The following is a 26,704-nucleotide window of genomic DNA, read 5'->3' as shown; positions in this document are numbered from 1 at the left end:
ATTCTTCACTATAATGGACGGGTGTATTCGCTGACGGGACCGACCGTCGCGCTCGTGGGCAACGGCCCGGGAGAGGTCGGCGGCTGGGTGCTGCCGGTGGCGCGGGCCCTGCGGGCGCGCGCGCCCTCGACCCGCCTGGTTCTCTTCCTCCCCCCCACACAGTTCGCCGGCGGGCACGAGGAGGTCCTGGCCCGCCGGTCCGGCCTCTTCTCCCTGGTCATCCCGCCGGGGCGGACCGTGGCCACGGCCCTGGGACTGGGCGCGGCCCTGGGGTCGGTCCCACCTTTCTTGGTTCGCGGCGCGCAGCCAGGGGCGGGCACGACGCGGGATGGGCACAGGGCAGCCCAGCCGGCGGGTGGCGCCCTGCTGCACCTGGGCGGCGACCTGTGGGTGAGCGTGCGCCTGGCCCGCCGGCTGGGGGTCCCCGCCTATGCGTTCGTGGAGACCCCGCTCATCGCCAGGTACGCGCGGGCCTTCCGCACCATCTTCGTCGGCAGCCACACCCACGCGCGGATGCTCACGGCGGCCGGGGTCCCGGGTCAGGTGATCCACGTCGTCGGGGACCCGCGCCTGGATGCGGTCCCTCCCAGGGTGCGCGAGCGACACGTGGACGGTGCGCCGGGAGACGGCCGCACCGTGATCTTCCTGGCCGGCAGCCGGCCGCACTTCCTCCCCTCCCTGCTCCCGCTCTGGTGCGAGGCGGCCCTGGAGCTGCGCCGCCGTGACGGCCGGGCGCGCATCCTGCTCGGTGTCTCCCCACTGCTCGACGAAGGGGCGGTAGAGCGCCACCTCCTGCCGTGGCGTCCCAGGCTGGCCGATGCGGGGATCGAGGTGGCGCGCCGACCGGCCGCCGACCTGCTGGCCGAGGCCGACCTGGTCGTGACGATTCCGGGCACGACCACCATGGAGGTGGCCGCCGTGCCCGTGGCCGCGCTGGTCGTCCTGCCGCTCCACCTGGTCGGCGTGGCCCCGCTGGAAGGCCTCGCCCACTACGTGGCCCGCCTGCCGCTCGTGGGGCCGCGCCTCATCCGCCGCCGCGCCGCCGTGGTGCTGGCGCGCGAGCGCTTCGTGTCGCTGCCGAACCACCTGGCGGGCCGGGCGGTGCTGCCGGAACTGGTCGGCGAGGTCACCCCGGCGCAGGTGGCGGAGGCGGCCGCCGCGCTGGCGGCCGACGCGGCGCGCCTGCGGGAGATCGAGGCGGCGCTGCGGGAGGTGGCCGGGCCCCGGGGCGCCTCGGACCGTATCGCCGCCAGGATCCTGGCCGACTTGCCTGGCGCAGCGGGGGTGGCCGCCACGGCAGCGGTCCGGCCCGAGGTGCCGGCATGACCACCGGGACGCCGGGGGAGGCGACGCGTGCCGCAGGATCCCCTGCCGTGCCGCCTCCCCAGAGTCTGGGCCCCGCGCCCGGTGCATCGGCCCGCAACTGGGCCGACCTGGCGCGCATCCTCGCCTACCTGCGCCCCTACCGTCTCCACCTGGTCGGCGCGCTGCTATCGCTGGGCCTCGTGACCGTCACCCAGCTGGCCGTGCCGCGCTACGCCGGGGCCACCGTGGACGAGGTGATCCGCACCCGCTCCTACGCCGCCCTCGACCGGGCCGCCCTCGGCTTGCTGGGGTTGCTGGCGGCCCGCAGCGCCTTCCTCTACCTGCAGGTCTACCTGGCCTTCGCCCTGGCCACGCGCACGGTGGCCGACCTGCGCCGCGACCTCTTCGCCCAGATCCAGCGCTGGTCGCTGGACCGCTTCCGCACCTGGCAGAGCGGGGACGCCATCAGCCGCATCCTGCAGGACACGCAGGTGCTCCACACCCACCTGCTGGTCGGCGCCGTGGACTTCGTGGCCACGGTGCTCATGCTGCTCGGCGTGGCCGTCATGCTCGTGGTCCTGGAGTGGCGCCTGACGCTGCTGGTGGCCGTGGCCATCCCGGCGATCTTCGCGCTCACCCGCCTCTTCGGGCGCGAGGTGCAGCGGGTGGCGGCGCGGGCGCAGGAGTACCTGGGCGGGCTCGCCGGCATCGTGCGGGAGGCCTTCGGCGGGGCCATGGTGATCCGGGCCTTCGCGCAGGAAGGGCGCGAGCGGGCGCGCTTCCAGCGCGAGAACGACCGGGTGGCGCAGGCCCACCTGCGCATCGCCCGGCTGGTGGCCACCCAGGTGCCGGTGGTCTCCTTCCTCACGGCGCTGGGCCTGGTCGTGGTGGTGTGGGTGGGCGGGCGGATGGTGGCCGGGGGGACCCTCTCCACGGGGTCGCTGCTGGCCTTCCTCGTGTACGTGGCCCTGGCGGTGGAGCCGGCCGCCGGCGCCACCCGTCACTACGCCGAGCTGCGCCAGGCGCTGGGCGCCTTCGGGCGCATCCGCGAGCTACTCGACGAGGAGCCGGCGGTGCGCGAGGCCCCGGACGCGGTGGAGCTGGGGCGCCTCGACGGGCGCGTCACCTTTCGTGACGTCTCCTTCCGCTACGACGCCAGCGGCCCGTGGGCGCTGCGGGGGGTGCGGCTGGAGGTGGTGCCGGGGGAGCGCATCGCCCTGGTGGGGCTCTCGGGGGCGGGGAAGACTTCGCTGGTCTACCTGGTGGCGCGTTTCTACGACCCCACCGAAGGGGCGGTGCTCATCGACGGGGTGGACCTGCGGCGCGTGCGCCTGCGCTCGCTGCGGCGGCAGATCGGCTTCGTCCCCCAGGAGACGGTGCTCTTCCGGGGGACCGTGCGCGAGAACATCGCCTACGGCCGGCCCGACGCCACGGCGGAGGAGGTGGAGGCGGTCGCGCGGCTGGCCAACGCCCACGACTTCATCGCGGCACTGCCGCAGGGGTACGACACCCTCGTCGGGGAAGACGGGCTGGGGCTGTCGGGGGGGCAGCGGCAGCGGCTGGCCATCGCCCGGGCGCTGCTGACCGACCCGCGCATCCTGATCCTCGACGAGGCTACCTCGGCGCTCGACAGCGAGTCGGAGGCGCTGCTGCAGCAGGCGGTGGAGCGGGCCACGCAGGGACGCACCACCATCACCATCGCCCACCGCCTCTCCACCGTGCGCCGGGCGGACCGGATCGTGGTCCTGGAGGAGGGACGCATTGCGGAGGAGGGGACGCACGAGGCGCTCATGCGGCGGGGCGGGGTCTACGCGCGGCTCGCCCGGCTGCAGTGGGGCGATTCGGCGCCCGACGCCCTCCCCGAGGCCGTCCGGGAGCCGTGAGGGAGCACCGCCCGGCCGTGAGCGTCGTGGTGCCGGCCTTCAACCGCGCCGGGCTGGTCCGGGCGTGCCTGGAGGCGCTGCGCCGCCAGACGCTCCCGCCCGACCGTTACGAGGTCGTGGTCGTGGACGACGCCAGCACCGACGAGACGCCTCAGGTGGTGGCGAGCCTGGCGGACGGGGAGCGGCTGCGGCTGGTCCGCCAGCCGGAGAACCGCGGGCGGGCGGCGGCCCGCAACCGGGGCGTCCGTGAGGCGCGCGCCCCCATCGTCGTCTTCGTGGACAGCGACGTGCTGGTGCGGCCTGACTTCCTGGCCCACCATCTGGACGCCCACACCCGGGCGGGGCGTCCGGTGCTCGTGCGCGGCCCCGTGGCCGTGGTCCCCGGGGTGCCGCCAGGAGCGGGGAATGGCTGGCTGCCGCTGCCCCCGCGCCTCCTCGCCCCCTCCCCCGCCTACCTGGACACCGCCAACGCCTCGCTCCCGCGCGAGGAGCTGCTGGCGGCCGGGCTCTTCGACGAGGGGTTCCGCGCCTACGGGTGGGAGGACGTCGACCTGGGCTTCCGGCTGCAGCGGCGCGGGCTGCCGCGCGTCTTCCGGCGGGAGGCCGTGGCCTACCACGTGCAGCCCGCGCCCACGCCGGCGCGCTTTGCCGAGATGGCGCGCAAGGAAGAGGAGCGGGCGGCCAACGCCCTGCGCTTGCTCGGGAAGCACCCCGGGTGGCGCACCCGGTTCCTGGTGCAGCGGACACCGCTCCACCGCCTCGCCTACTTCCTGCTGGCCGGCGGCGGGGTGCTGAACGAGGCCACGGCGCCACGCCTGGCGGCATGGCTCCGCCGGGCGGGGCTCACCACGTTGGAACACCTGGTGCTGCGGGCGGCGCTCAACCGGCACTACCTGGCCGCGCTCGACCGACCGGCACCGCCGGCGATGAGCGACGCCGGGTGACGAGGTACCGTGGCGGTGGCTTCCACGATGAAGGGCGCTGTGCGGCTCGACCGCCTGCGGCGCGGGGCGTTGCTGCTGCTGGCCGCCCTCTTCCCCGTCGGGCATGCCCTGTGGGGCGCGGCCGCGGCCCTGGTCACCGGGGCGTTCCTCGCCGGTCGCTCCCGCCCGCGGTCAATGGTGGATGTGGGCGTGGCGGCGTTCCTCCTGGCCTTCCTCCTCGCCGCCCTGACCACGCCCTTTCCCCGCGTGGCCTGGCCCTCCACGCTGCTCGTGCCGCTGGGGATCCTGACGAGCTATGCGCCCTTCCGCCGGGTGGTGGCGGCGGACGCCGGGTTTGCGCGGGCGGCGCTCTGGGCGCTGGGCGCGGGGACGGCCCTCACGGCCGCCGTCTGGAGCGTGCTGGCGCTGCGGCAGGGCCCGCAGGCCTCCACCGGCAGTCTGCAGTACAACGCGGTGGGGACGACGATGGCGATGGGCCTCGTGGCCCTGCTGGGGCTCGCCGCCTTCGCCGTCGGGCGCGTGCGCGCCGCCCTGGTGGCGGCCGCCGCTGTCACGGCAGTGGCGCTCGCGCTCACCTTCAGCCGCGGGGCGTGGCTGGCGGCCCTGGTCGGCGTGCTCGTGCTCCTGGCCCTGCTGCCGGGGCGGGTGCGGGGGACGGTCCCGCTGGTGGTCATCGCCCTCGTGCTGGCGGGCGCCGTGCTGGTCCAGTGGTCTGACCGATTGGAGGCCGAAGCCCGCAGCATCTTCAGCCTCACCACCAACCGCAACCGCATGGTGCTCTGGCGCATCTCCTGGACGATGGTGCGGGACCGGCCGCTGACGGGCAGCGGCCTCAACACCTTCGGCGTCCTCTACCCGCGCTACCGGACGCCCGACGCCGTCGACGAGGCCCCGCCCTTCGCCCACAACATCTTCCTCAACATGGCTGTGGAGGGCGGTGTCCTGGGGGCGCTGGGGTTTGCGGCGATGGTCGGGGCGGGCTTCGTGGCCGCCTGGCGCTGGCTGGGCCGGCCGGGGGCGCTCGGCCGAGCGGTCCCGGCCACGTGGCTCGCGACCTTCCTCGCGTTGATGGTCCACCAGCAGGTGGACGGGACCGCCATCTCCTTCCACATCGGCGCCGGGCTGTGGATGCTGCTGGGGATCTTCGCCGGTGCCGACCCGGGCCTCAGCCGGGCCTCTCCCGGTGGCGGCGCAGGTGGTGTCGCCCGCGACGCCGATGCGGGGAGCCCGCCACCGTGAGCGCGGCCACCCCCGCCCTCAGCGTCGTCATCCCCGCCTACAACAGCCGGGACCTGCTGCGCGAGTCCCTGCGGGCCTTCGCGGGTCAGGAGGCCGCCGACCCCTTCGAGGTCGTGGTCGTGGACGACGGCTCCAGCGACGGCACCGGTGACATGGTGGCGGCGCTCCAGGCAGAGGGGCCGTTCGCCGAGGGTCGACCGGGCCTGCGTCTGGTCCGCACGGCCAACCGGGGCCGGTCGGGAGCGCGCAACCTGGGGGCGGGCGAGGCCCGCGCCCCCGTGCTGCTCTTCATGGACGCCGACGTGCGCCCCACGCCGGGGCTTCTGGCCGCGCACCTGCGCCACCACGCCGGCGCCGGACGCGTGGGGGTGCAGGGGCGCACCCTCCAGCACCCCTCGACCCTCGTCACCCCGTTCATGCGCGCCCCCTACCTGCTGCCCGACCTGACCGTGCGGCGCCGCCGGCGCCTCTCCCCGCTGCACGTCGTCACCCGCAACTTCTCGGTCTCGGCGGACGCCTTCCGCCAGGTGGGCGGCTTCGACGAGGCCTTCACCGGCTACGGCTGGGAGGACATCGAGCTGGGGCTGCGGCTGGCGCAGGCGGGGACGGCGCTCCACTACGAGCCCGACGCGCTCGCCTACCACTACCACATCCAGACGCTCGACGACGTCCTGCCCAAGCTGCGCCAGGCCGGGGCGGGGGCGGTCTACTTCTGGCGCAAGCACGGACGCCCGCTGTGGCTGGGGCTCTTCCTGGAGCTCCACCCGGCGCTGCTGCCGCTGAAGTGGCTGATCTTCCGCACGGAGCTGGTGACACGGCTCGTCCGCCGGCTGCTGCCGTGGGCGGAGCGCCGCGAGATCCTCGCCCTGTGCAACGAGTGCTACACCCACCTCCTCTGGAAGGCGTACTACGCGGGCGTGTGGGAGGCCATGGCGGCGGAGCGGGCCCGCCCGCGGCGCGCGGAGGAGGCGCGCACGTGAGCGCGGACGGCGCGCACGTGAGCGGGGACGGCGCTGCGCTGTCCACCCATCAGGCGGCGGCGCGGGACAGAACAGGACATCCCCGCCTGCTCGTCGTGAGCAACGGCTACGGCGAGGACCTGATCGCCGCACGCATCCTGCGGGAGCTGCGGGAGGTCGAGGTCGCCGCCTTCCCGCTCGTGGGCGCGGGGCCGGCCTACCCGCCCGGGGTGCCGCGCCTGGGGCCCCGGGCCGACCTGCCGAGCGGCGGGTTCGGCTTCCGCGACGACCTGCGGGGCCTGTGGAGCGACCTGCGGGCCGGGGCGCTGGGGCTGGTGCGGGCGCAGCGCCGGGCGCTGCGGGCGGCGGGCGCAGGGGATGGCGCCGGTGCGGGCGCAGGGGCGGGCGCAGGGCCGGACCTGGTCCTGGCGGTGGGAGACGTCTACGCGCTGTGGATGGCGCTGGCCGTCGGGGCCCCGGTGGCGCTGGTGGCCACGGCGGACACGGTGCTGGCCCGACGGCCCTCGCTGCTGCACCTGGCGCTGCTGCGCCGCGCCCGGCACGTCTTCGCCCGGGACCAGGCCACGGCGGCGTGGCTGGCGGCGCGCGGCGTGGCCGCCTCGGCGCCGGGGAACGTCATGGTGGACTGCCTGGAGGAGACGTCTCCGGACTTCGCCCTGCCCCCGGGCGTCCCGGCCGTGGCGCTGCTCCCGGGGAGCCGGGGGGACGCCGCGCGCAACGCCGCGCTGCTCGCGCGGGTGGCGGCCTGGGCGACCGCGGCGCGACCGGAGGTGCACTTCCTGCTAGCGCTGGCGCCGACGGTGGACGCGGACGCCGTCCTGGCCGGGTTCGAGGTAGGGCTGGGGCCGAGCACCATCGGCGTCCTCGGTCAGGGTGCCGCTGCGGCCGGGGCGCCCCGGCCGGTCCGCATCCAGCTCACCCGGACGTTCACGGCGGCGGTGGCGCGGGCGGAGGTGGTGGTGGGCCTCGCCGGTACGGCCAACGAGCAGGCCGCGGCCCTCGGCCGGCCCGTGGTGGCCTTCCCCGGCCGCGGGGCGCAGTACACGCCGCGGTTCCTGGCGCTGCAGTCGCGCGTGCTGGGGGAGGCCCTCGTCCCCACGCCCTCGCCCGACGCGGCGGCGGCGGCGGCGCTGCGTCTGCTCAGCGACCCCGCGGAGCGCGCCCGGCGCGGCGAGGTGGGGCGGCAGCGGATGGGCCCGCCGGGGGCGGCGCCCCGGATTGCCGCCTGGCTGCGCGATCACCTGCCAGCCGGCACCTGCCCATGATCGCGCTGAGTCTGTAGCTACTGAGCTACTTCCCAATGGGTGGGGCGGTCAGGAAGTCCCTGCTGCGCCAAGCCGGGCGGCTCAAGGCCTCCTACCGCCTCGGAGCAGGCCCCGAGCCGCCTCAAGCGGTCTTGTCGAGAGGGGCTAAAGCCCGCGGGTGTGCCGGCCCTTTCCACGCCCCCATGACTAGCACTGCCAATGTCCCAACCATGGCTCCCAGGACGGCGGCAATAGTCGTGTTCAGCACAGGCCGAGGGGAGACCGGCCTGTCCGGACGTGATGCCGGCGCAGCGAGCTGGACAGAGCCCGAAGGTGTCGCGGCTGCAAGGCGGACCTCCTCCCGGCGCTGGAAGAGAACCTCGTACACGCGCCGGGCATTTTCCACGTCCCGGGCCAGGCGGGTCCTGGTCAGCGTTTGACTGGCCAGCTCCGACCGCAGAGTCGCGATCTCGTGCTGGATCTCCTGCATGGCCTGCTCCACGCGGACTTTCTCCACCCGCAGGGCCTGAACCGCGACGGCGGCGTTGGCCCGCGCCTGGCTCAACGCGGTGTACGCGGGGTTCTGCTCCTCTGTCCGTAGGGTGAGGGGGCTCAGCTCCAGGAAGCTCCGGCCCGAAGCCGTGGTCGCCGCCTGGTGGAAGAAGGGGTCGGTGGCCACAGACTTCGAAAGCGTAAGGGTCCTGGGTTGCCGTTGGAGCTGTGCTTCGATGGCAGCCAGCTCACCTTCGGCACGTATCAACGACACACTGAGGTCATTGCGTCGCGCCTCATAGGACGCCAGCTGGTCGGTCAGCCTTCCGAGGCGCGCCTGGAGCTCTCCGATCCGGGATAGGGCATCGAAGCGCCGCAGCGCCTGCTCTGCCACCTTGAGACGCTCCAGGGCTGCGTCGAGGCGGCGCCCGAAGAGTGCGTACGAGCCCTGGCCCCGGCTGGACGCCAGGATCCTGGCCTGCGCCACTACGACCTCCGCCCAGACCGCAGCGATCCGCTGAGCCGTTTGCGGGTCGGGCCAGCGCACCCGGAGCTCGACCAGGCTGCTATTCCGGACGGCCCGGGCCTGGGCTGATTCCAGTTTCCGAACCGGCACACCCGCCCGCCGGGCGACTTCCTCGATGATCGCCGGCGCCCTGGCCAGCGTGGCCACCCCGTCCGCGGACAGTTCCGGGTCGGTCCTGGCTGTCACGTTCAGTTCGCCCGTCCGGAACGCGGGGCTACTCGGGTCCACGATCTGCACCTGCGGCCGTGTGACCAGGAGCAGGACGCGTGACTCGTAGGCTTGCGGTAGTACGAAGACACTCAGCCCGGCGGCGACCAGGGCTGCGGACAAGGCGAGCACGGCGATCGTACGACGGCCCCTCCAAAGGGCTTGCAGCAGCTCCTGCAAATCGATTTCGTCGTCGGCGATCATTCGATCGGGCACGCGCCATTCCCCCTCTTCGCCGCTTCGTGATACGTCCGGGAGCCCGACCCGTAACACAGGGAACGGATGGTACGATGGCGTGACCGCTCCCCGACCGCACGCTCCGGCTCAGTCCGTTTCCTGGTGCTCCTCCTCTATGAGCAGACGTTGCAGACCCTCCACAACGACACGCCGAGTCCCGTAGAAGACCGTGACCCGGTCAGCCCACATCGACTGCCGGGACCGCTGCACGAACACACGGCCCTCCAGGACGACTCGCCGCTCCCGGGCGAAGAGCCGGGCGATGTCCGCACGGCCACGCAGGTCTGCAGACTCGATCCGCACTCCCCCGCGCATCACCACCCACTGCAGACCTTCGGATCCTTCCAGCACGTCGCCTGTGACGAGGCCCTGTGCGCTCTGCAACCGCACCGGCCCCTCCATGCGAATCTGCCCCGTAGGGCGACCGTAGACGAGCCGCGACCCGAAGGCCACGACGTCCGGGGGGACGAACACCCGCACGCTGCCCGTGGCTGTGAGCCGGCCGCTGCTGAGCCCGACCTCGACACGGTCAGCGAAGATGACGCCTCGACGCGTCTCGAAGGATGCGTCACCCTGTGCGGCGATTCGGGTGATCCGAGCCTGCGTGAACGCCAGCTCGACGCGAGCGCCCTGCATGACGCCTTCGGGAATCCTGACCTGCCCGGCCCGGAGGACGCCGAGCCCGGTGCGCAGGTTTGCTATCAGGAGCTCTCCCGTCAGCGTCCGGATGCCATCCGAGACGCGCACGCGGCCTCGGGCCATCAGCCGTCCGGTGTTTCCGTCCACCTCCATGCCAGCAGCCGAGATCTCCACCCCACCACCTGCCGCGAGGCCTGCCCCGAAGAGGACGACCAGCACGGCGACAGCGGCGACAGCCCGGTGCCTCACAGGTTGCGCTGCCCCTTGATGTACTCGTAGAGGGTCCGATCCCGATAGGCCAGGACAAAGTGGTACCCCGCCCGCTTCATGTCTCCCTTGCGGCTGTAGGCCAGCCCCAGGAGGTAGTGCAGCACCGCATTCCGCGGGTCGGCCCGCACCCCGCGCTGCCACCAGGCAATGGCCTGGTCGACGTCCTGTCGCTCCCCGTAGAGGAAACCGACATAGCCGAGCGTCCACGAGTGTTTTGGCTCGAGCGCGGCAGCACGGCGCATCGCCTCAAGGGCCAGGTTCTTCCGACCCGCGAAGTAGGCCGCCATGGCGAGGCGGGAGAGCGCGAAGACGTCCCTGGGGTCCTGCCGGAGCGACGCCTGCGCCTCCTCAATGAATCGGCGGGCCGCGAGCGTCCGAGCCGGCTCGCCGCCGATCAGCTGATCCAGCCGTTTGAGTTGCTGCCACCCGTCGACAAGGCGGCCTTCGTGCGCATACACGACGGCCAGTCGAAAGCGCCCCTCGACACTGGTCGGATGCTGGCTGACCTCCCGCTCATAGTGGACCTTGAGCGCTTCCCAGCTGGTCCCTGCGGCGACGGTGCGGGGGGCCATCAACCCGCAGGCCGCAATGAGCAGGAATACGCCGACGCATCCCCGCCAGGTCACCCGCGCCCACCTCCTCGCCGAAGTCGGATCCACCTGTTCGCCGCTGCTCCCGCGACGGCGGCGACATGGATCGCGAGCAGGAGGGGAAGGATGTAGAGGACGGCTGCGTAACCCAGGAAGCGCTCTCCCCGCCGGAAATCGAGCACGATACCGTGGAGCCAGCGAACTGTCTCGGGCGTCAGCAGGAACGGGACCGCCGCGGAGAGGACGCCAGGCCACCCGCCGACGACCATGCCCATCACGAAACCCTCTGCTATGACGGACAGCCATGGCGATTGCCATCCCACAGCGTCAAGTCGCGCGCCGGTGATGACGAGTTCGACGAGGAGAGCGAACACGTAGGCCGCGATGACCGCGGCAAGCCACCGGTATGCAAACGCCCTGCTCCCCAAACGCACTTGACGCCCGAACAGGGTGTTTCTGAGGTTGGCGGCATTCCCTTCGCGACAGGACAGGTCGATTCCTCCCCGCTAAGCAGGGTCGGCCTGCCGGGGGCCATGGAGCCGGCGGCTACGGCCGGCCGACGCTCACGTAGGTGAAGCCGGCCGCGCGCACCGCGGCCGGGTCGAGCAGGTTGGTGGCGTCCACGATGTTGGGGGCGCGCATCGTCTGGCGCAGCCGCGCCAGGTCGAGGGCGGCGAACTGCGGCCAGGCCGTCAGGATGAGGAGGAGGTCCGCCTGGGCGGCGGCCGCGTAGGGGTCGCCCACCACCTCCCCCGGGATCCCCGGGGCGCGGTTCACCATGGGGTCGTAGACGCGCACCTGCGCCCCGCGCCGCTCCAGGTAGTCGATGATCTCCGGGGCGGCGGAGTTGCGCACGTCGTCCGTCCCCGGTTTGAAGGCCAGGCCCAGCGCCCCGATGCGCCGCCCCACCAGCGAGGCCCCCAGCACGTCGGCCACCTTGCGCAGCACCTGGCGGCGCTGGTGCTGGTTCTTCTCCAGGATGGCCCGCAGGAAGAAGGGCTCGTAGCCGGCGTCCTCCGCCAGGCGGATGAGGCCCTCCAGGTCCTTGGGCAGGCAGGGGCCGCTGAAGCCGAGCCCCGGCTGCAGGTAGGCGTGGCCGATGCGCCGGTCGTACCCCAACCCGCGCGCCACCGTCTCCACGTTGGCCCCCACGCGCTCGCAGACGTTGGCGATCTCGTTGATGAAGGACACCCGCATGGCCAGGAAGGCGTTGGCCGCGTACTTGATCATCTGCGCGTCCTCGATGCTCGTCTCCAGGATGGGAGCTCCCAGCGGCGCGAAGAGCTCCCGGATGAGGGCCACCGCCTGGGGGCTCGCCCCGCCGATGACCACGCGGTCCGGGTAGAAGAAGTCGTGCACGGCGTGCCCCTCGCGCAGGAACTCGGGGTTGGCCACCAGGTCGTAGTCCGCCCCCTCGTGGCGGCCGAACTGCTCCAGCACCCTTCGGATGGTCAGGTGGGAGCCCACGGGGGCGGTGCTCTTCACGGCGATGACGGCGTGGCGGTGCAGGTGGCGCCCCAGCCCCTGGGCCACCTGGATGATGTGGGAGAGGTCGGCCTCGCCGTTGTCCCGGCGCGGCGTGTTCACCGCCACGAAGACGGCCTCGGCGTCGGCCAGGGCCCCGGGGAGGTCGGTGGTGACGCGCAGCCGCCCGCCTGCGAGCGCCTGGCGCAGCAGCGCCTCCAGCCCCGGCTCGTGGAACGGCGCCTCGCCGCGCGACATCCGGCGCACCCGCTCCTCGTTGATGTCCACGGCGGTCACCCGGTGGCCCATGTGCGCCAGGCCCACGCCGGTCACCCCGCCCACGTAGCCGGCCCCGCCGATCACGGCGACGGCGCGCGGAGGGTCGGCCACCCCCGCGAAGCGCTCGACCTCCCGCCCGTCACCCTCCTGGACCTGTCGGTGGCCCTCGGTCATGGCTCACCACCCTCCTGCCGCCCGGACGCCTCCCACATCCCCGGACCGCGGACCGCCGCCCCGCCGGAGGGCGGGCCGCCCGCCCCTACCGCGGGCGCGGCCGAGGAGACGTGGTCGGTGAGGAACTCCTCCCGCATCGCCTCGACCGTCCGCCGCAACCCTTCCCGGAAGCCGATGCGGGGTGCGTAGCCGATGAGCCGTCGCGCCAGCGTGATATCCGCCTCGGTGTGGCGCACGTCGCCGGGGCGTGGCGGTTCGTGCACCACCTGCGGCGCCGTCCCCAGCACCCGGGCGATCTCCGCCACCAGGTCGAGGAGGGTGTGGCGGGCGCCGGCGCCGATGTTCACCACCGCCCCGTCGGCCTCCGCCCCTGCCGCGGCGGCCTGGAGGTTGGCCTCGACGACGTCGTCGACGTAGGTGAAGTCCCGCGACTGCAGCCCGTCCCCGTGCACCGGAAGGGGCTGCCCCTCCAGGGCCAGGCGGATGAACTTGGGGATGACCGCCGCGTACTCGGAGGCCGGGTCCTGCCAGGGGCCGAAGACGTTGAAGTAGCGCAGCCCCACCGTGGAGAGGCCGAAGGCGCGGGTGTAGGCCTGGCTGTAGACCTCGGTGGCGAGCTTGCTGGCCGCATAAGGGGACTTGGGCTGGGGCGGCTGCCCCTCGTGCTTGGGCAGCGGCGTGTCGCCGTACACCGAGGAGGAGGAGGCGTAGACCACCCGCCGCACGCCGGCCCGACGCGCCGCCTCGAGCAGCCGCACCGTCCCCGTGGCGTTCACGTCGTGCGTCTCCGCCGGGTGCTCCATGGACCGGGGCACCGAGCGCAGCGCCGCCTCGTGGAAGACGACCTCCACCCCGGCGCAGGCGCGGTCGAGGGTAGCCGGGTCCCGGATGTCCCCCACGATCACCTCGCAGGCGGGGCTCAGTCGGACGGGCCGGCCGTCGGCATCGGCCAGGGCGCGGCGCACCGCCGAGGGGGCGAGGTCGAGCGCCCGGGCCAGGTTCTCCGGCGTCCCCGTGACCAGGTTGTCCAGGACCCGGACCGCCTCCCCCCGGCCTACGAGTGCGCGCACGAGGTGGGCGCCGATGAACCCTGCCCCGCCGGTGACCAGCACCGTCATCGCTCAGCTCCTCTCCGGCTCCGGCGCCTCCAGCTCCGTCGCCTCCAGCCAGAACGGCTGCGACCAGACCCGCCCGGTGTCTCCATCTTCCGCCTCCACGCGGACGAACTCCTCGTCGCCCGCGGGGTGGTACCGCGCCTCCGGGCCGGGGACCTCCGCCCGCACCCGCCCCTGCCGGTCGAGGAAGCGGATGCGCGTCACCTCGCCGGCGCAGCGCACCGCCCCGTCCGTCACGCCCAGGTCCACGGACGGACCGGTCGTGGCGTAGAAGGCACCGGACTGGAGCGCCTGCCGGAGGGCGTCCGCGCTCACCGCCGCCACCTTGACCATCACCCACCCGCGGCCGACCTGGTGCGGGCCGTGGGCGTCGTCGCCGGCCACCGCCCCGGGGGCCTCGGTCCGCGGGCGTTCCCGCAGCAGCGCCGCCCAGCGCCGCACGTCCTCCGCCGTGTCGGAGTGCGGGTTCACGATCTCCACGAAAAACGTGCCCCGCAGGCGGCGCATCGACGCCAGCGACCACTCCCCGGTCCAGAAGTTGCCCCGCCAGGAAGGGTGGTGCAGCACCGCCACCCCGCCCGCCCGGCGGGTGGCCTCGACCCGCTCCTCGACCGACCCGCGCCCCAGGCGGTCCCGGACGAAGAGGCGGCCCAGGTGGGGGCCGAGCGGGTAGATGCCGCGCACGACGGTCTCTTCGATCCCCGGGACGGCCACGAACTCCGGCCCGTCCAGCGCGTCGCAGAGCGTCACGCGGTCGTGGTCGGTGAGGCAGACGAACGCGAACCCCAGGTCCCGGTAGCGGGCCAGGGCCGCCTCCGGAGTCATCCGGCCGTCGGAGCGCGTGGTGTGGACGTGCAGCTGCGCCTTCCGGAACGTCCCGGGGACGGCGTAGGGGTCATGGATGCGCACGGCTGCGGTGAGGAGAGTTCGGCGCAGCAGGCGGGGGGCCCTGCGCGCCCCGACCCCAGCCTTGTGGCAACTTTGGGAGAAGCTGTGCGCCGGAAGGCGCCCGCGCCCGGCGCGCGCCAGCGCGTGGACACCTGGTAGCCCATCGTCCGCAGCTGCGTGCGCACGCGCTGGATGCGGTCGGCCAGCGCCGGGTGGGTGCGGAAGAAGACCTCGAACTGGGAGGGGTCGCGCCCCTCGGCGGCGCGCAGCCGCTCGAGGAAGCGCAGGGCGGCGGGCGGGGCGAAGCCGGCGCGCTGCACCAGCCCGAGCCCCACCCGGTCGGCCTCGAACTCCGCCTCGCGGCTGAAGCCCCGCTGCAGCAGGAAGCGCACGAAGTTGGCCACCGACGCCGCGGTGGGGTCGCCGCCGAAGAGCAAGGTGATGACGATGCTGAAGAGGAAGTGCCGCTCGAGGAGCTGGACGTGGTGGCGGCGGTCGACGTGCGCCACCTCGTGCGCCAGGACGAAGGCCAGCTCGTCGTCCGAGGTGACGAAGCCCAGCAGCCCCCGGGTGACGTAGATGAAGCCGCCGGGGAGCGAGACCGCGTTCACCTCGCCCGTGTCGAGGACCTTGAAGGTCCAGGGGAGGTCGGGGCGCGTCGAGCGCGCGGCCAGCCGCCCGCCCAGCGCCGCCACCCGCGCCGTCTGGGCGGGGTCGCGGACGACGCCCACCTCGGCCTCCAGCTCCCTGGCCGCGTCACGGCCGATCTGCACCTCCTGTCCGGTCCCGATGAGGGCGGCGGCGGCCGGGCGGGCCGGGAGGGCGACGAGGGCCAGGGTCAGGACGAGGGCCAGCAGCCGGAACGGAGCGTACACGCGCATCACCTCGCTGGGGGCGGGCGCCCGCTGGGGCGAGCCCCGCCGCTGGGGCGGGCCACGTCGCTGGGGCGGGCCGCGCCGCTCGCTGGAGCAGGCCACACGGGCGGCGCGACACCGGGTCGTCCGCTGCGGCGCAGCGCACCCGCCCAGGTTTTCCCCGCCACGACCCCCTCCCCTTGGAGCGGCTGGAGCGGCCGGTGGAACGGCTGGAGCGGCCGGCGCCCGACGCACCCCATGCGGCGGCCGCCATGGCGACCGGGGAGGGCGGGGGGCTACAATACACCACGGTCGCATGCGCGTCGCCGTTCGCACCTTCGCCGCCTACCGGGAAGCCATCGGCCGGGAGCAGGTCGAGGTCGAGGCGCCGGAACCGCTCACCGTGGGCGAGGTCTGGACGCTCTTGGCCGAGCGGTTTCCCGGCCTGCGGCGCTACGCCCCGCCCGCCCGCTTCGCGGTGAACGACGAGTTCGTGGCGGCCGACCACCGCCTGCGCGACGCGGACGAGGTGGCCCTCATCCCGCCGGTGAGCGGCGGGGCCGAGGGCGAACCGGAGGCGGCCCCCCCGCGCATCACCGTGCGGCTCACGGCGGAGCCCATCCGGCCGGAAGCGCTCGCGGCGGCGGTGGCCGACCCGGCCGCCGGGGCGGTCGTCCTTTTCTGCGGGACGGTGCGGGAGCGGTCGCGGGGCCGCCGCATCGAGCACCTGGAGTACGAGGCCTACGCCGCGCTGGCCGAGCGGGAGATGCGCCGCATCGCCGCGGAGGCCGCTCAGCGGTGGCCGCTTCGCGCCGTCGCCCTGGTCCACCGCACGGGGCGGCTGCGCGTCGGCGAGGTGAGCGTCGGCGTCGCCGCCGCCAGCGCCCACCGCGCCGAGGCCTTCGCCGCGGCGCGCTTCCTCATCGACACGCTGAAGCAGGTCGTCCCCATCTGGAAGAAGGAGGTCTGGGCCGGGGGCGGAGCGTGGGTGGGCGCCGCACCCGCCGCCGAGGTCGCCGCAGCCGCTGCCCCGCCGGGCCCATCCGCCTCGTCCGGCGCTGGGCGCGCCGGGGACGTCACGGGGGACGCCACCGGGGAGGGATGATGGGACCGGCAGAGATGAGGGGACAGGCACCCGATCCGCTCGGCGCCCGCGCCGAGCTCGTCGCTGGCGGCCGGCGCGTCACCTACTACCGGCTCGAGGCGCTGGCGGGGGCGCTCGCGCTGCCCCTGGAGCGCCTGCCCATGACGGTGAAGGTCCTCCTGGAGAACCTCGTCCGCCACGCCGGGCGAGCGCCCTTCACGGTGGACGACGCGCTGATGGTGGCCCGCTGGGCCCCGGGGGCGGCCATGCCGCGCGAGTTCCCCTTCCTGCCCGCGCGCGTCCTCCTGCAGGACTTCACCGGCGTGCCGGCGGTAGTGGACCTGGCAGCGATGCGCTCGGCCGTGGCCCGCCTGGGCGGGGATCCCCGGCGCATCAACCCGCTGGTCCCAGCCGATCTCGTCATCGACCACTCGGTGCAGGTGGACGCCTTCGGCTCGGCGGCCGCCTTCGCCGTGAACGTCCAGCGCGAGTACGAGCGCAACGCCGAACGCTACGCGCTGCTGCGCTGGGCGCAGCAGGCCTTCCGCAATTTCCGGGTCGTCCCCCCGGGGACCGGGATCGTCCACCAGGTGAACCTGGAGTACCTGGCCCGGGTGGTGTGGAGCGAGGAGCAGGACGGCGCGGTGGTGGCCTACCCGGATACGGTGGTGGGCACCGACTCCCACACGCCCATGGTGAACGGCATCGGCGTGCTCGGGTGGGGCGTGGGCGGGATCGAGGCCGAGGCGGTCCTCCTGGGCCAGCCGATCACGCTGCTCCGGCCCGACGTCGTGGGGGTGCGCCTGGAGGGCGAGTTGCGCGAGGGCGTCACCGCCACCGACCTCGTCCTCACCGTCACCGAGCTGCTGCGCCGCCACGGGGTGGTGGGCCGCTTCGTCGAGTACACCGGTCCGGGGCTGCGCCACCTGCCCGTCCCCGACCGCGCCACCATCGGCAACATGGCCCCCGAGTACGGCGCCACCGCCGGCCTCTTCCCCGTGGACGACGAGACGCTGCGCTACCTGCGCCTGACCGGCCGGCCGGCGGAGCTGGTGGACCTGGTGGAGCGCTACACCAAGGCGCAGGGGCTCTTCCGCACGCCCGACGGGCCCGAGCCGGCCTTCGACGAGCTGCTCACCCTTGACCTGGGCACCGTCGAGCCCAGCGTGGCCGGGCCCCGCCGCCCCCAGGACCGCGTCCCCCTGGCCCTGATCGGGGAAGCGTTCCGCAAGGCCTTCACCGGCCAGCTCCCCGACGGCGCCCGGGACCCCGCGGCGGTGGCCGCCACCGCCGCCGTGGCCGACACCTTTCCGGCGAGCGACCCCCTGCCGCCGCAGACGCCGCGGCCGGGCGGCACGACGAACGACGAGCAGGAACTGGGCCGGGCGACGGCGCCCCAGCCCGTGAGCGGCGAGGTCCTGGACACCCCGCCCACCCGGAAGCCCATCAACACCGAGACGGTCTCGGTGGGGCACGGCGCGGTGGTCATCGCCGCCATCACCAGCTGCACGAACACGAGCAACCCGTCGGTGATGCTGGCGGCGGGGCTGCTGGCCCGGAAGGCCGTGGAGCGAGGCTTGCGGACGCCGCCCCACGTGAAGACCAGCCTGGCGCCAGGCTCCCCGGCGGTGACCGAGTACTACCGGCGCGCGGGGCTCATGCCTTACCTGGAGCAGCTCGGCTTCCACCTGGTCGGCTACGGCTGCACCACCTGCATCGGCAACAGCGGCCCGCTCATCCCGGCGGTGGCCGAGGCGGTGGACGAAGGCAACCTGGTCGTGGCTGCCGTGCTGAGCGGCAACCGCAACTTCGAGGGGCGCATCCACCCGCAGGTGCGGGCCAGCTTTCTGGCCTCCCCGCCGCTGGTCGTGGCCTTCGCGCTGGCCGGGCGCGTGGACATCGACCTCACCCGCGAGCCGCTGGGGACCGACCGGGAGGGGCGCCCCGTCTACCTGCGCGACCTCTGGCCCTCCACGCAGGAGGTGGCGGCGCTGGTGGCCGAGGCGGTGGGGCCGGAGGTCTTCCGCCGCCGCTACCGGGACGTCTTCACGGGGGACGAGCGCTGGGCGGCGCTCCCCGTCCCCGCCGGCGACCTCTACGCCTGGGACCCGGACTCGACCTACGTGCAGGAGCCGCCCTTCTTCCAGGACCTCGCCCCCGAGCCGTCGCCGGTGCGCGACATCCTGGGGGCGCGGGTGCTGGCGCTGCTGGGCGACTCGGTGACCACCGACCACATCTCCCCCGCCGGCAGCATCCCGGTGCAGAGCCCGGCCGGGCAGTACCTGATCGCCCGCGGGGTGAAGCCGGCCGACTTCAACTCCTACGGCGCCCGCCGCGGCAACCACGAGGTGATGGTGCGCGGGACGTTTGCCAACATCCGGCTGCGCAACCGGCTGGCGGGCGGCCGGGAGGGCGGGTGGACGACCCACCTCCCCAGCGGCGAGCTCATGACGATCTACGACGCCGCCGTCCGCTACCAGGCCGAGGGAGTCCCCCTCATCGTCATCGGCGGGAAGGAGTACGGTTCCGGGTCCTCACGCGACTGGGCGGCCAAGGGACCGCTGCTGCAGGGGGTGCGGGCGGTGATCGCGGAGTCGTACGAGCGCATCCACCGCAGCAACCTGGTGGGGATGGGGATCCTGCCGCTGGAGTTCCTCCCCGGCGAGAGCGCAGACGCCCTGGGCCTGACGGGGCGGGAGGTGTACGACATCACCGGCGTGGCCGGCGGCCCCGTCCCCGGGGGTCTGGTGACGGTACGGGCCCGCGGCGAGGCGGGGGAGCGGGTCTTCCAGGCGCGGGTGCGGGTCGACAACCCCACGGAGGCGGAGTACTACCGGCACGGGGGCATCCTCCCGATGGTGCTGCAGGCCCTGGCCCGCTGAGCTCGTTCCCTCCTGATCCCGAAAGACCACTCCGCTGCCCCGTTTAGACGATACAAGTAGTTGACAAAATATGTCAACAATTCGTATCGTAACGCCACGGAGGGCCGTCCATGCCCGCGCCCGAGCTCAGACCAGTTCAACTCATCGAGTTCTTCCACCTCGCTTTCCTGGAGGTCCTCAGGCTGCGCCTGAACCTCATCCACTACGTGCTCAAGGGCGGTGCCAGCATGCGCTTCTTCTACGGGAGTCCCCGATACTCGGAAGATATGGACTTCGACGTGGACGGGGTGCCCCGACACCGGCTCGAGCGGCGCGTTGATGACGTCCTGACCTCACGCCCCCTCCGGTCCATCCTGGGCTCCCAAGGCCTCCGAATCGAAACCGTCAGCAAACCGAAGCAGACCGAGACCACCCAGCGCTGGAAGATCTCCCTGACGCGGGAAGCCGGAGACCAGGTGCGCACACGGTTGGAATTCTCACGCCGCGGGGTTGACCCTCGGCACAGGCTGGAGCAGATCCCCGCAGAGCGGACCGCACTCTATGGCCTCCCCCCGCCGACCGTCCAGCGCTACCTCCCGGAGGCGCTGATCGAGCAAAAGGTCCGAGCCCTGGCCTCGCGTCTGGAGACGCAGGCGCGAGACATCTTTGATCTCGATCTCCTGTTTCGAGCGGCCCCGGAGGCGTTGTCCAACACATCACTCGACACGCGGACCCTGCACCTGGCCGCTGAGCGGATCCTGGACCTGAGCTTCGAGGCCTACCAGGCTCAGGTCGTCGCCTTCCTCGACCCCGATGTGCTCGAGCTCTACGATCGCCCGGAGGCGTGGGAACGACTTCGAGCCCACGTCTTGCAGGAGCTGACGACGTATGAGCGCCGCTCGCGCCTACGCTGAGCTCCGCACCCTGCCCGCGCCGCTGGTCACCACCCGTGATGCGGCCGCCCGCCTGCGTCTGTCGCTCTCCGCAGCCAGCCGCCTCCTGCGGCACCTGGCCGGGTTGGGGCTCGTGACGCGGATCCGACGGGGGCTCTGGGCGCTCACCGAGGTGTCCCCGTATGCCGTCGTCCCGTACCTCACCGCACCATACCCTGCCTACGTGTCCCTCTGGACAGCGCTCTACGAGCACGGCATGATCGCCCAGGTTCCGCGGGTGATCTATGCCGCCTCCCTCGACCGATCGAAGCGGGTGGCCACCGCGCTGGGGATCTATCGGATCCACCACCTCGCCCCCAGACTCTTCGGTGGCTTCGACCACACGCCCCGAGGGCCCATCGCCCGGGCCCCCAAGGCCCTCTTCGATACGGTGTACATCGTGGGGACGTACGCGGGGCACAAGATGGGCCTGCCCGAAATCGAGATTCCCAGGGGATTCGACCGATCGGAGGTCGACGTCTGGGTGAATCGCATTGCATCGCCCAGACGGAGAATCTTCGTGGCACGGCGTCTGGACACGATCCTGAACCGCGCGCGCCCCACCGGTGCAGCCAGCGGTCGAAGACGGCGCGGCTAGTGCGCGGCGCTCACCCGACGCGCAGCACGACCTTCCCGAAGTGCGCCGAGGCCTCCAGGAGGCGGTGGGCCTCGGCGGCCTGCTCCAGGGGCAGGACGGCGTGGACGACGGGGCGCAGGCGGCCGCGCTCCACGAGCGCCATCACCTGGCGCATCTCCGCCTTCGTCCCCATCCAGGTGCCGTGGATGCTGAGGCGACGGCCGAAGATGTAGCGGATGTCGGTGGGCGCCACCGGACCCGTGGTGGCGCCGCAGACGGCCAGGCGCCCGCCGTGGGCCAGCGCCTTGAGGCTGGTCTCCCAGGTGGCGGCGCCCACGTGGTCGACGACCACGTCCACCCCGCGCCGGCCAGTGGCCTGGCGCACCGCCTCCAGCACGTCCTGCTCGCGGTGGTCGATGACCACCTCGGCGCCCAGCTGCCGCGCCCGCTCCAGCTTCCAGGCCGTCCCCGCCGTGGCCAGCACCCGCGCCTCGAAGACGCGGGCGATCTGGATGGCCGCGCTGCCGACGCCGCTGCCGGCGCCCCAGACCAACACCGTCTCCCCGAAGCGCAGCCGGGCGTTGGTCACGAGCATATTCCAGGCGGTGAGCATGACGAGCGGCAGCGCCGCCGCCTCCTCGAACGTGAGCGCCGCCGGCTTGCGCAAGAGGTTCTCCTGGGGGACGACGACGTATTCGGCGTAGCCCCCGGGGACGTGCTCCCCCAGGATGGCGTACTCCCGGCACAGGTTGTCCTGCCCGGCGGTGCAGGCCGGGCAGTGGCCGCAGGAGACGCCGGGGTGGACCATCACCGCATCGCCGGGCGTCCACCCCTCCACCCCCGGACCCACCGCCGCCACCTCGCCGGCGACATCCGCCCCCAGGAGGTGCGGGAAGCGCAGGCGCAGCCGCGGCAGGCCCTTCCGCACCCACAGGTCGATGTGGTTGAGCGCCACGGCGCGCACGCGGACGAGGACCTGGCCGGGGCCGGGTTCGGGGGTGGGCCACTCGGCGGGCTGCAGGACCTCCGGGCCGCCGTGTTCGCGGATCTCGACGACTTTCAGCGCCCTCCCCCCTCTCGGGGCTCCGCCGCCCACCCTGCCGCCATCGCCTGCGCCACGGGTGCCCGCGCGGCCTCCGGGGAGACGGGCAGCACCGGCGCGACCAGGCGCAGGAAGGCGTGGACGGCCTGCCCCACCAGCATCTCCCTCCCCGGGACGGTCCGCAGCCCGGCCCAGCGGGCGTGCCTGAGCAGGACCGTCTCCTCGGGGACGTAGACCAGATCCCAGACGGTGCACCCGGCGGGCAGGGCGAGGGTCCGCCGCAGGGCGCGCTCCAGGTCGCCGACGACGGCGGGCCATGCGGCGGCCCACCAGGCCGGAGGTGGTGCCGGACCGGGTGGCGTGGGGTGAACGCTGTCGTCGTGGCCGCCGGGGTACGGCGGAGGGTCGGCCGGGGCCAGGGGGCTGAAGGGCTCGAGCCAGGCCACGCCACCCGCGACAGGCACCGGGCCGGCCATGCCGACCGGCGTGGCATTCACCACCAGGTCGATCTGCGAGAGGATCCCATCCAGGTCGTCGAGGGCCACCACCCGCGTCTCGACGGGTTGGCCGGCCCCGGCAAGGGCGTGGCCCGTTCCGATCAGGGGGTGGCCGGCCGCAGCAAGGGGGTGATCCGTCCCGGCGCGAGGGTCCCCCGTCCCGGCGGAGGGGTGCCCCGCGCCGGTCAGCATCCGGGCGGCCTCCTGAGGCCGGCGGGCCGCGACGATCACCTCGGTCATCGAGCGAGGCGTCGTGGCCAGCGCGAGGAGCACGGCGCGCGCCGCCCCTCCGCTGCCCAGCAGGAGGACCCGGCGCGTGTCCAGGCGCGCCACGATGTCGCGCGCCGCCGCCACGTCCGTGTTGGCCCCCCACAGCGTCCCATCGGGGGTCCGCCCCACCGTGTTCACCGCGCCGGCCCCGCGGGCGTCGGCGTCGAGCGTGTCGAGATGCGGCACCACCGCCCCCTTGTGCGGGACCGTCACGTTCAGCCCCAGGAGCCCGGTGGCCTGGCGGCAGGCCGCCAGGAAAGCGCCCAGCCGCTCCGGGGGGACGTCGAAGGCCAGGTAGACGGCCGGGAGGCGGAGCGCCGCGAAGGCGGCGTTCCACAGGCGCGGGCTGGCGGAATAGGTGGAGGGGCGGTCGCCCACCACCCCGGCCACCCAGCGCCGGCCCACGACCGGCAGCGGGTTGGCGACGTGGGGACGCAGGGGTTCCAGGGGGTCGGCAGGGAGCGCGGCGGGATCCCAGGCAGGGAGCGCGGCGGGGTCCCGCGTGGCGGTGCTCGAGCGCGTGGCCGGCGAGGGATCGGGACTGGCCACGGTCAGGGCTCCGGCGCCTCCCCGCCCAGGCGCAGCCGGGTGGGGCCGTCAGCCACGACCCGGCGCTCCCCATAGTAGATCGTCACCCGCGGGCTCCACAGCTCCCGCGTCCCCTGCCGCACATACACGTCACCCGCGAGTACGGCGACGCGCTCGCGAGCCCGCAGGTGCAGGACCTGGCCGCGCGCGGTGATCCCGTTGAACTGTGCCACCACCCCGCCGCTCAGGGTGGCCTCCTCCACGCCCTCGCGCCCCTCCAGGCGCGCGCCCGTGACGACGCCCTGGGCGGTGGCCAGCCGCACCGGACCTTCCAGGACCAGGCGGCCGCTACCGTGCGCGTACGCGAGTGCCGACCCCGTGGCCACGAGGTCGGGAGGCGAGGTGACCCGCACGCCGCCGGAGGCGGTCAGGGCCTCGCCGCCCGGGACCAGCGTGATCGTCTCGGCGCGCACCGTCCCCCGGCGCAGGCCGAGCGCGGCCGCCCCGCGGGCCACGATGCGGGTGAGCCGGGCGGCGGTGAAGTGCGCCTCCACCTCGCGGGCGCTGAGCGTCCCCCCGGGGCTGCGCACGCGGGCCGGCGAGCCGGTGAGCTGCGCCCGTCCCCGCGCCCGGTCGAGCACGATGCGGTCTCCCTGCGCCTCCGTGGTGCCGTCGGAGAGGCGCACCCCGCCCTCTCCCACCACGAGACCGGTGGCCTCGTCGCTGGTGATCGTCCCCTGCACGGTGATGGTGAGCGCCGGACCCGGCGACGGTGCGGCGGCGCCCGGAGGCGGGAGGCGGGCGGGGAGCAGGAGGGCGGGGAGCAGAAGGGCAAGGGCGGGAGCGAGGACGCGGGCCAGGAGCGCGACCACCACAGGCAGCGTCGCGCGCCCCGGGAGACGCCGGTCGGGGAGGATGGCGCTCAGTCCTTGTCGATCTGGGCCCGCTGCAGCCGGCCGCTGTAGTCGATATAGACCGCCTTCCACTCGCTGAAGACGTCCAGCACCTGCAGGCCGCCCTCGCGGTGCCCGTTGCCCGTGTCCTTGGTCCCGCCGAAGGGGAGGTGCACCTCGGCGCCGATGGTCCCGTGGTTCACGTAGACGATGCCGGTGTCGATCTCGTCGATCGCCCGCATGGCCGTGTTCACGTCCCGGGTGAAGATCGACGCGGACAGGCCGTAGCGCACCCCGTTCAGGATGGCGATGGCCTCCTCCAGCGAGGCGGCCTCGATGAGGTCGGTGACCGGGCCGAAGATCTCCTCCTGGGCGATGCGCATCTCAGGGCGCACCTGGTCGAAGATGGTCGGCGCGTAGAAATGCCCACGGGCGAGGGCGCCGTCGGTCACCCGGCGGCCGCCGGTCAGCAGGCGGGCCCCTTCCTGCCGGCCGAGCTCCACGTACCGGTGCACCCGCTCCAGCTGCGCGGCGCTCACCAGCGGCCCCACGTCGGTGTCGGGGGCCAGCCCGTCCCCCAGGCGCAGCGCCTCCGCCCGCGCCACGAGCCGCTCGGTCAGCGCCTCCCGGACCTCGCGGTGGACGATGATGCGCGAGCAGGCGGTGCAACGCTGCCCGGTCGTGCCGAAGGCGCTCCAGATCAGCGCGTCGGTGGCCAGCCCCAGGTCGGCGTCGGGCAGTACGATGGCGGCGTTCTTGCCGCCCATCTCCAGGGAGAGGCGCTTGCCGAGCCGCCCGCACTTCTCCGCCAGGCGTAGCCCCGTCTCCGTGGAGCCGGTGAAGGAGACCACCCGCACCTGCGGGTGCTCCACCAGAGCGTCCCCGGCCGCCTCCCCCGGCCCGGTAACGACGTTGAGGACGCCGGGGGGCAGCCCCGCCTCGGCGAAGAGCTCGACGAACTTCAGGCCCAAAAGCGGCGTGTAGGAGGCCGGCTTGAAGACCACCGTGTTGCCGCACACCAGTGCCGGGACGATCTTCCAGGAGGGGATGGCCATGGGGAAGTTCCACGGGGTGATGACCGCCACCACCCCGAGCGGCGCCCGCACGCAGTAGGCGGCCTTGTGCGGCATCTCGCTGGGGGTGGTGTAGCCGTGCAGGCGGCGCCCCTCGCCGGCGATGAAGTAGGTCATGTCGATGGCTTCCTGGACGTCCCCGCGCGCCTCGGTGAGGACCTTGCCCATCTCCCGGGTCATCAGGCGGGCCAGCTCCTCCTTGCGTCGTACCAGCAGCTCGGCCACCCGGAAGAGGATCTCGGCGCGCCGCGGCGCCGGGGTGCGCCGCCAGGCCGGGTAGGCGCGGGCGGCCGCCTCCACCGCGTCCGCCACGTCCTCAGGGCCCGAACGCGGGACCACCCCCAGGACCTCGCCGGTGGCCGGGTTGCGCACCTCGGTGGTCGCCCCCGAGCGCGCCGGGACCCAGCGCCCGCCGATGTAGTTGCCGTAGACTCCCACCTCGACCGCCATGCTTTCCACCCCCCACGCCGCCGTGCCCCGTGTCAGGCGACGCGCGCCGGGAGGCGCTCGGCCAGCCGGGCGGCCACCTGGCGGAAGGCCTGTGCCGCCGGGCCGTCCGGCGCCGCCAGCACGAGCGGCGTCCCCCGGTCCCCGGCCTCGCGGATGGCCGGATCGAGGGGGATCTGCGCCAGCAGCGGCACCTCCAGCAGGTCGGCCAGCTGCTGCCCGCCCCCGCTGCCGAAGATCTCCACCGGCGGCGCCCCCGGGGCGGGGACGAACCCCGCCATGTTCTCGATGACCCCCAGCACCGCCATGTTCACCTTGGCCGCCATCTTCGCCGCGCGCTGCGCCACCTCGACGGCGGCCGGCTGGGGCGTGGTGACGATGAGCATGTGGCTGCGGGGCAGGATCTGGGCGATGCTGATGGCCACGTCCCCCGTCCCCGGCGGCAGGTCGATGAGCAGGTAGGCCAGGTCGTCGCCCCAGTGGACCTCCTGGATGAAGGTCTGCAGCGCCTTGTGCAGCATCGGGCCGCGCCAGATCACCGCGTCGTCGGCGTTGGGGAGCATGAAGCCGATGGAGATGACGCGGATGCCGTCGCGCTCCAGCGGGATGATCACCTGGTCGATGACGGTGGGGCGTCCGGTCACCCCGAGCATGCGCGGGATGGAGAAGCCGTAGACGTCGGCGTCGATCACCCCCACCGTGAAGCCGGCCAGGCGCAGCGCCGCCGCCAGGTTCACGGTGACGGTGGACTTGCCCACCCCGCCCTTGCCGCTGGCCACGGCGATCACCTGGGTGGGGCTGTCCGGGGTGAGGAAGGCCGGCCGCCGCCCGCCCGCCTCCGGCCCGCCGCGCAGCTTACCGATGAGAGCCTGGCGCTCCTCCGGGGTCATCACCCCCAGGGAGACCTCCACCTCACGCACGCCCGGGAGCGCCTGGAGGCGCGAGCGGATGCGCTCGACGATGGTCTCGCGCAGGGGACAGGCGCCGATGGTCAGGACGGCCGAGACCTCCACCCGGCCGTCGCGCACCCGCACGTCCCGTACCATGTCCAGGTCGACGATGGACCTGTGGAGCTCGGGGTCCTCGACGTCGCGCAGCGCCGCCAGGACCTGGCCGCGGTCGATGGCCTGCGGTGACCGGAACATCGTCCTCCTCGGCGGTGATGGCGTC

The 26,704-nt window shown here is 73.8% G+C and carries 23 protein-coding genes; 10 read left to right on the top strand and 13 right to left on the bottom strand.

The genetic code is table 11. From position 1 onward, the window contains the following. Window positions 1-21 precede the first annotated feature (21 nt). Genes RB146_02215 through RB146_02190 form a run of 6 tightly spaced genes read left to right on the top strand, consistent with a single transcriptional unit; the run spans window position 22 to window position 7,616 of the window. Window positions 22-1,326 (top strand): hypothetical protein, encoded by a 1,305-nt coding sequence (locus RB146_02215; protein ID MDQ7827794.1) that lies wholly within the window; start codon window positions 22-24, stop codon window positions 1,324-1,326. Then, window positions 1,323-3,188 carry an ABC transporter ATP-binding protein gene (locus tag RB146_02210; protein ID MDQ7827793.1) on the top strand — a complete coding sequence of 622 codons (1,866 nt, stop codon included), beginning with the start codon at window positions 1,323-1,325 and terminating at the stop codon, window positions 3,186-3,188. The genes RB146_02215 and RB146_02210 overlap by 4 nt, the downstream gene beginning before the upstream one ends. 17 nt (window positions 3,189-3,205) lie before the next feature. Further along, window positions 3,206-4,132 (top strand): glycosyltransferase family 2 protein, encoded by a 927-nt coding sequence (locus tag RB146_02205; GenBank protein ID MDQ7827792.1) that lies wholly within the window; start codon window positions 3,206-3,208, stop codon window positions 4,130-4,132. 9 nt (window positions 4,133-4,141) lie between these two features. Next, window positions 4,142-5,371 carry an O-antigen ligase family protein gene (locus RB146_02200; protein ID MDQ7827791.1) on the top strand — a complete coding sequence of 410 codons (1,230 nt, stop codon included), beginning with the start codon at window positions 4,142-4,144 and terminating at the stop codon, window positions 5,369-5,371. Then, a complete protein-coding gene (locus tag RB146_02195; GenBank protein MDQ7827790.1) occupies window positions 5,368-6,351 on the top strand; it encodes a glycosyltransferase family 2 protein in 984 nt (327 codons plus the stop codon). Before RB146_02200 ends, RB146_02195 begins: the two co-directional genes overlap by 4 nt. After that, complete coding sequence (locus RB146_02190) at window positions 6,348-7,616, top strand: lipid-A-disaccharide synthase-related protein (GenBank protein ID MDQ7827789.1); 1,269 nt, start codon at window positions 6,348-6,350, stop codon at window positions 7,614-7,616. The genes RB146_02195 and RB146_02190 overlap by 4 nt, the downstream gene beginning before the upstream one ends. Before the next feature lie 121 nt (window positions 7,617-7,737). Here the strand turns inward: RB146_02190 and RB146_02185 are convergent, their stop codons facing one another. From RB146_02185 to RB146_02150, 8 genes are all read right to left on the bottom strand, one after another. After that, complete coding sequence (locus RB146_02185; protein ID MDQ7827788.1) at window positions 7,738-9,024, bottom strand: Wzz/FepE/Etk N-terminal domain-containing protein; 1,287 nt, start codon at window positions 9,022-9,024, stop codon at window positions 7,738-7,740. Window positions 9,025-9,144: 120 nt separating this feature from the next. Next, on the bottom strand, window positions 9,145-9,915 hold the full coding sequence (locus RB146_02180) for a hypothetical protein (GenBank protein MDQ7827787.1): 771 nt from the start codon (window positions 9,913-9,915) through the stop codon (window positions 9,145-9,147). A 26-nt stretch (window positions 9,916-9,941) separates the two neighbouring features. Beyond that, entirely contained in the window at window positions 9,942-10,592 is a 651-nt protein-coding gene (locus RB146_02175; protein ID MDQ7827786.1) for a tetratricopeptide repeat protein, read from the bottom strand. After that, on the bottom strand, window positions 10,589-10,930 hold the full coding sequence (locus RB146_02170) for a hypothetical protein (protein ID MDQ7827785.1): 342 nt from the start codon (window positions 10,928-10,930) through the stop codon (window positions 10,589-10,591). The genes RB146_02175 and RB146_02170 overlap by 4 nt, the downstream gene beginning before the upstream one ends. A 172-nt stretch (window positions 10,931-11,102) precedes the next feature. After that, a complete protein-coding gene (locus RB146_02165) occupies window positions 11,103-12,473 on the bottom strand; it encodes a UDP-glucose/GDP-mannose dehydrogenase family protein (protein MDQ7827784.1) in 1,371 nt (456 codons plus the stop codon). Further along, entirely contained in the window at window positions 12,470-13,591 is a 1,122-nt protein-coding gene (locus RB146_02160; GenBank protein ID MDQ7827783.1) for an SDR family oxidoreductase, read from the bottom strand. The genes RB146_02165 and RB146_02160 overlap by 4 nt, the downstream gene beginning before the upstream one ends. Window positions 13,592-13,594: 3 nt before the next feature. Further along, window positions 13,595-14,413 (bottom strand): PHP-associated domain-containing protein, encoded by an 819-nt coding sequence (locus RB146_02155; GenBank protein ID MDQ7827782.1) that lies wholly within the window; start codon window positions 14,411-14,413, stop codon window positions 13,595-13,597. Beyond that, a complete protein-coding gene (locus RB146_02150) occupies window positions 14,410-15,351 on the bottom strand; it encodes a M48 family metalloprotease (GenBank protein ID MDQ7827781.1) in 942 nt (313 codons plus the stop codon). Before RB146_02150 ends, RB146_02155 begins: the two co-directional genes overlap by 4 nt. A gap of 295 nt (window positions 15,352-15,646) precedes the next feature. On the opposite strand from RB146_02150, the gene RB146_02145 reads away from it, so the two are divergent. The 4 genes from RB146_02145 (at window position 15,647) to RB146_02130 (ending at window position 20,805) form a co-directional block, all read left to right on the top strand. Then, window positions 15,647-16,435 (top strand): molybdenum cofactor biosynthesis protein MoaE, encoded by a 789-nt coding sequence (locus RB146_02145; protein MDQ7827780.1) that lies wholly within the window; start codon window positions 15,647-15,649, stop codon window positions 16,433-16,435. Window positions 16,436-16,449: 14 nt separating this feature from the next. Next, window positions 16,450-19,296, top strand: coding sequence for an aconitate hydratase (locus RB146_02140; protein ID MDQ7827779.1), 2,847 nt, complete (start codon window positions 16,450-16,452; stop codon window positions 19,294-19,296). Window positions 19,297-19,406: 110 nt separating this feature from the next. Beyond that, window positions 19,407-20,189 (top strand): nucleotidyl transferase AbiEii/AbiGii toxin family protein, encoded by a 783-nt coding sequence (locus tag RB146_02135; protein MDQ7827778.1) that lies wholly within the window; start codon window positions 19,407-19,409, stop codon window positions 20,187-20,189. Beyond that, window positions 20,164-20,805 (top strand): hypothetical protein, encoded by a 642-nt coding sequence (locus RB146_02130; GenBank protein MDQ7827777.1) that lies wholly within the window; start codon window positions 20,164-20,166, stop codon window positions 20,803-20,805. The genes RB146_02135 and RB146_02130 overlap by 26 nt, the downstream gene beginning before the upstream one ends. Before the next feature lie 10 nt (window positions 20,806-20,815). Here RB146_02130 and RB146_02125 read toward each other — a convergent pair whose 3' ends face one another. The 5 genes from RB146_02125 to RB146_02105 are packed head-to-tail and all read right to left on the bottom strand — an operon-like array spanning window position 20,816 to window position 26,679. Continuing rightward, window positions 20,816-21,847 (bottom strand): zinc-binding dehydrogenase, encoded by a 1,032-nt coding sequence (locus RB146_02125; protein ID MDQ7827776.1) that lies wholly within the window; start codon window positions 21,845-21,847, stop codon window positions 20,816-20,818. After that, window positions 21,844-23,142 carry a hypothetical protein gene (locus tag RB146_02120; GenBank protein ID MDQ7827775.1) on the bottom strand — a complete coding sequence of 433 codons (1,299 nt, stop codon included), beginning with the start codon at window positions 23,140-23,142 and terminating at the stop codon, window positions 21,844-21,846. The genes RB146_02125 and RB146_02120 overlap by 4 nt, the downstream gene beginning before the upstream one ends. A gap of 2 nt (window positions 23,143-23,144) precedes the next feature. Continuing rightward, window positions 23,145-23,996: an LptA/OstA family protein gene (locus RB146_02115; protein MDQ7827774.1), complete on the bottom strand. Its 852-nt coding sequence runs from the start codon at window positions 23,994-23,996 to the stop codon at window positions 23,145-23,147. 47 nt (window positions 23,997-24,043) lie between these two features. Then, window positions 24,044-25,537 (bottom strand): aldehyde dehydrogenase family protein, encoded by a 1,494-nt coding sequence (locus RB146_02110; protein MDQ7827773.1) that lies wholly within the window; start codon window positions 25,535-25,537, stop codon window positions 24,044-24,046. A 32-nt stretch (window positions 25,538-25,569) separates the two neighbouring features. Continuing rightward, window positions 25,570-26,679: an Mrp/NBP35 family ATP-binding protein gene (locus RB146_02105; protein MDQ7827772.1), complete on the bottom strand. Its 1,110-nt coding sequence runs from the start codon at window positions 26,677-26,679 to the stop codon at window positions 25,570-25,572. Between the last annotated feature and the right edge of the window lie 25 nt (window positions 26,680-26,704).

The sequence above is a fragment of the Armatimonadota bacterium genome (assembly GCA_031081585.1).
GTDB lineage: Bacteria > Sysuimicrobiota > Sysuimicrobiia > Sysuimicrobiales > Humicultoraceae > Geohabitans > Geohabitans tengchongensis.
Note: the sequence above shows the minus strand (reverse complement) of the source record. Positions and strands in the feature narration are given on the sequence as shown.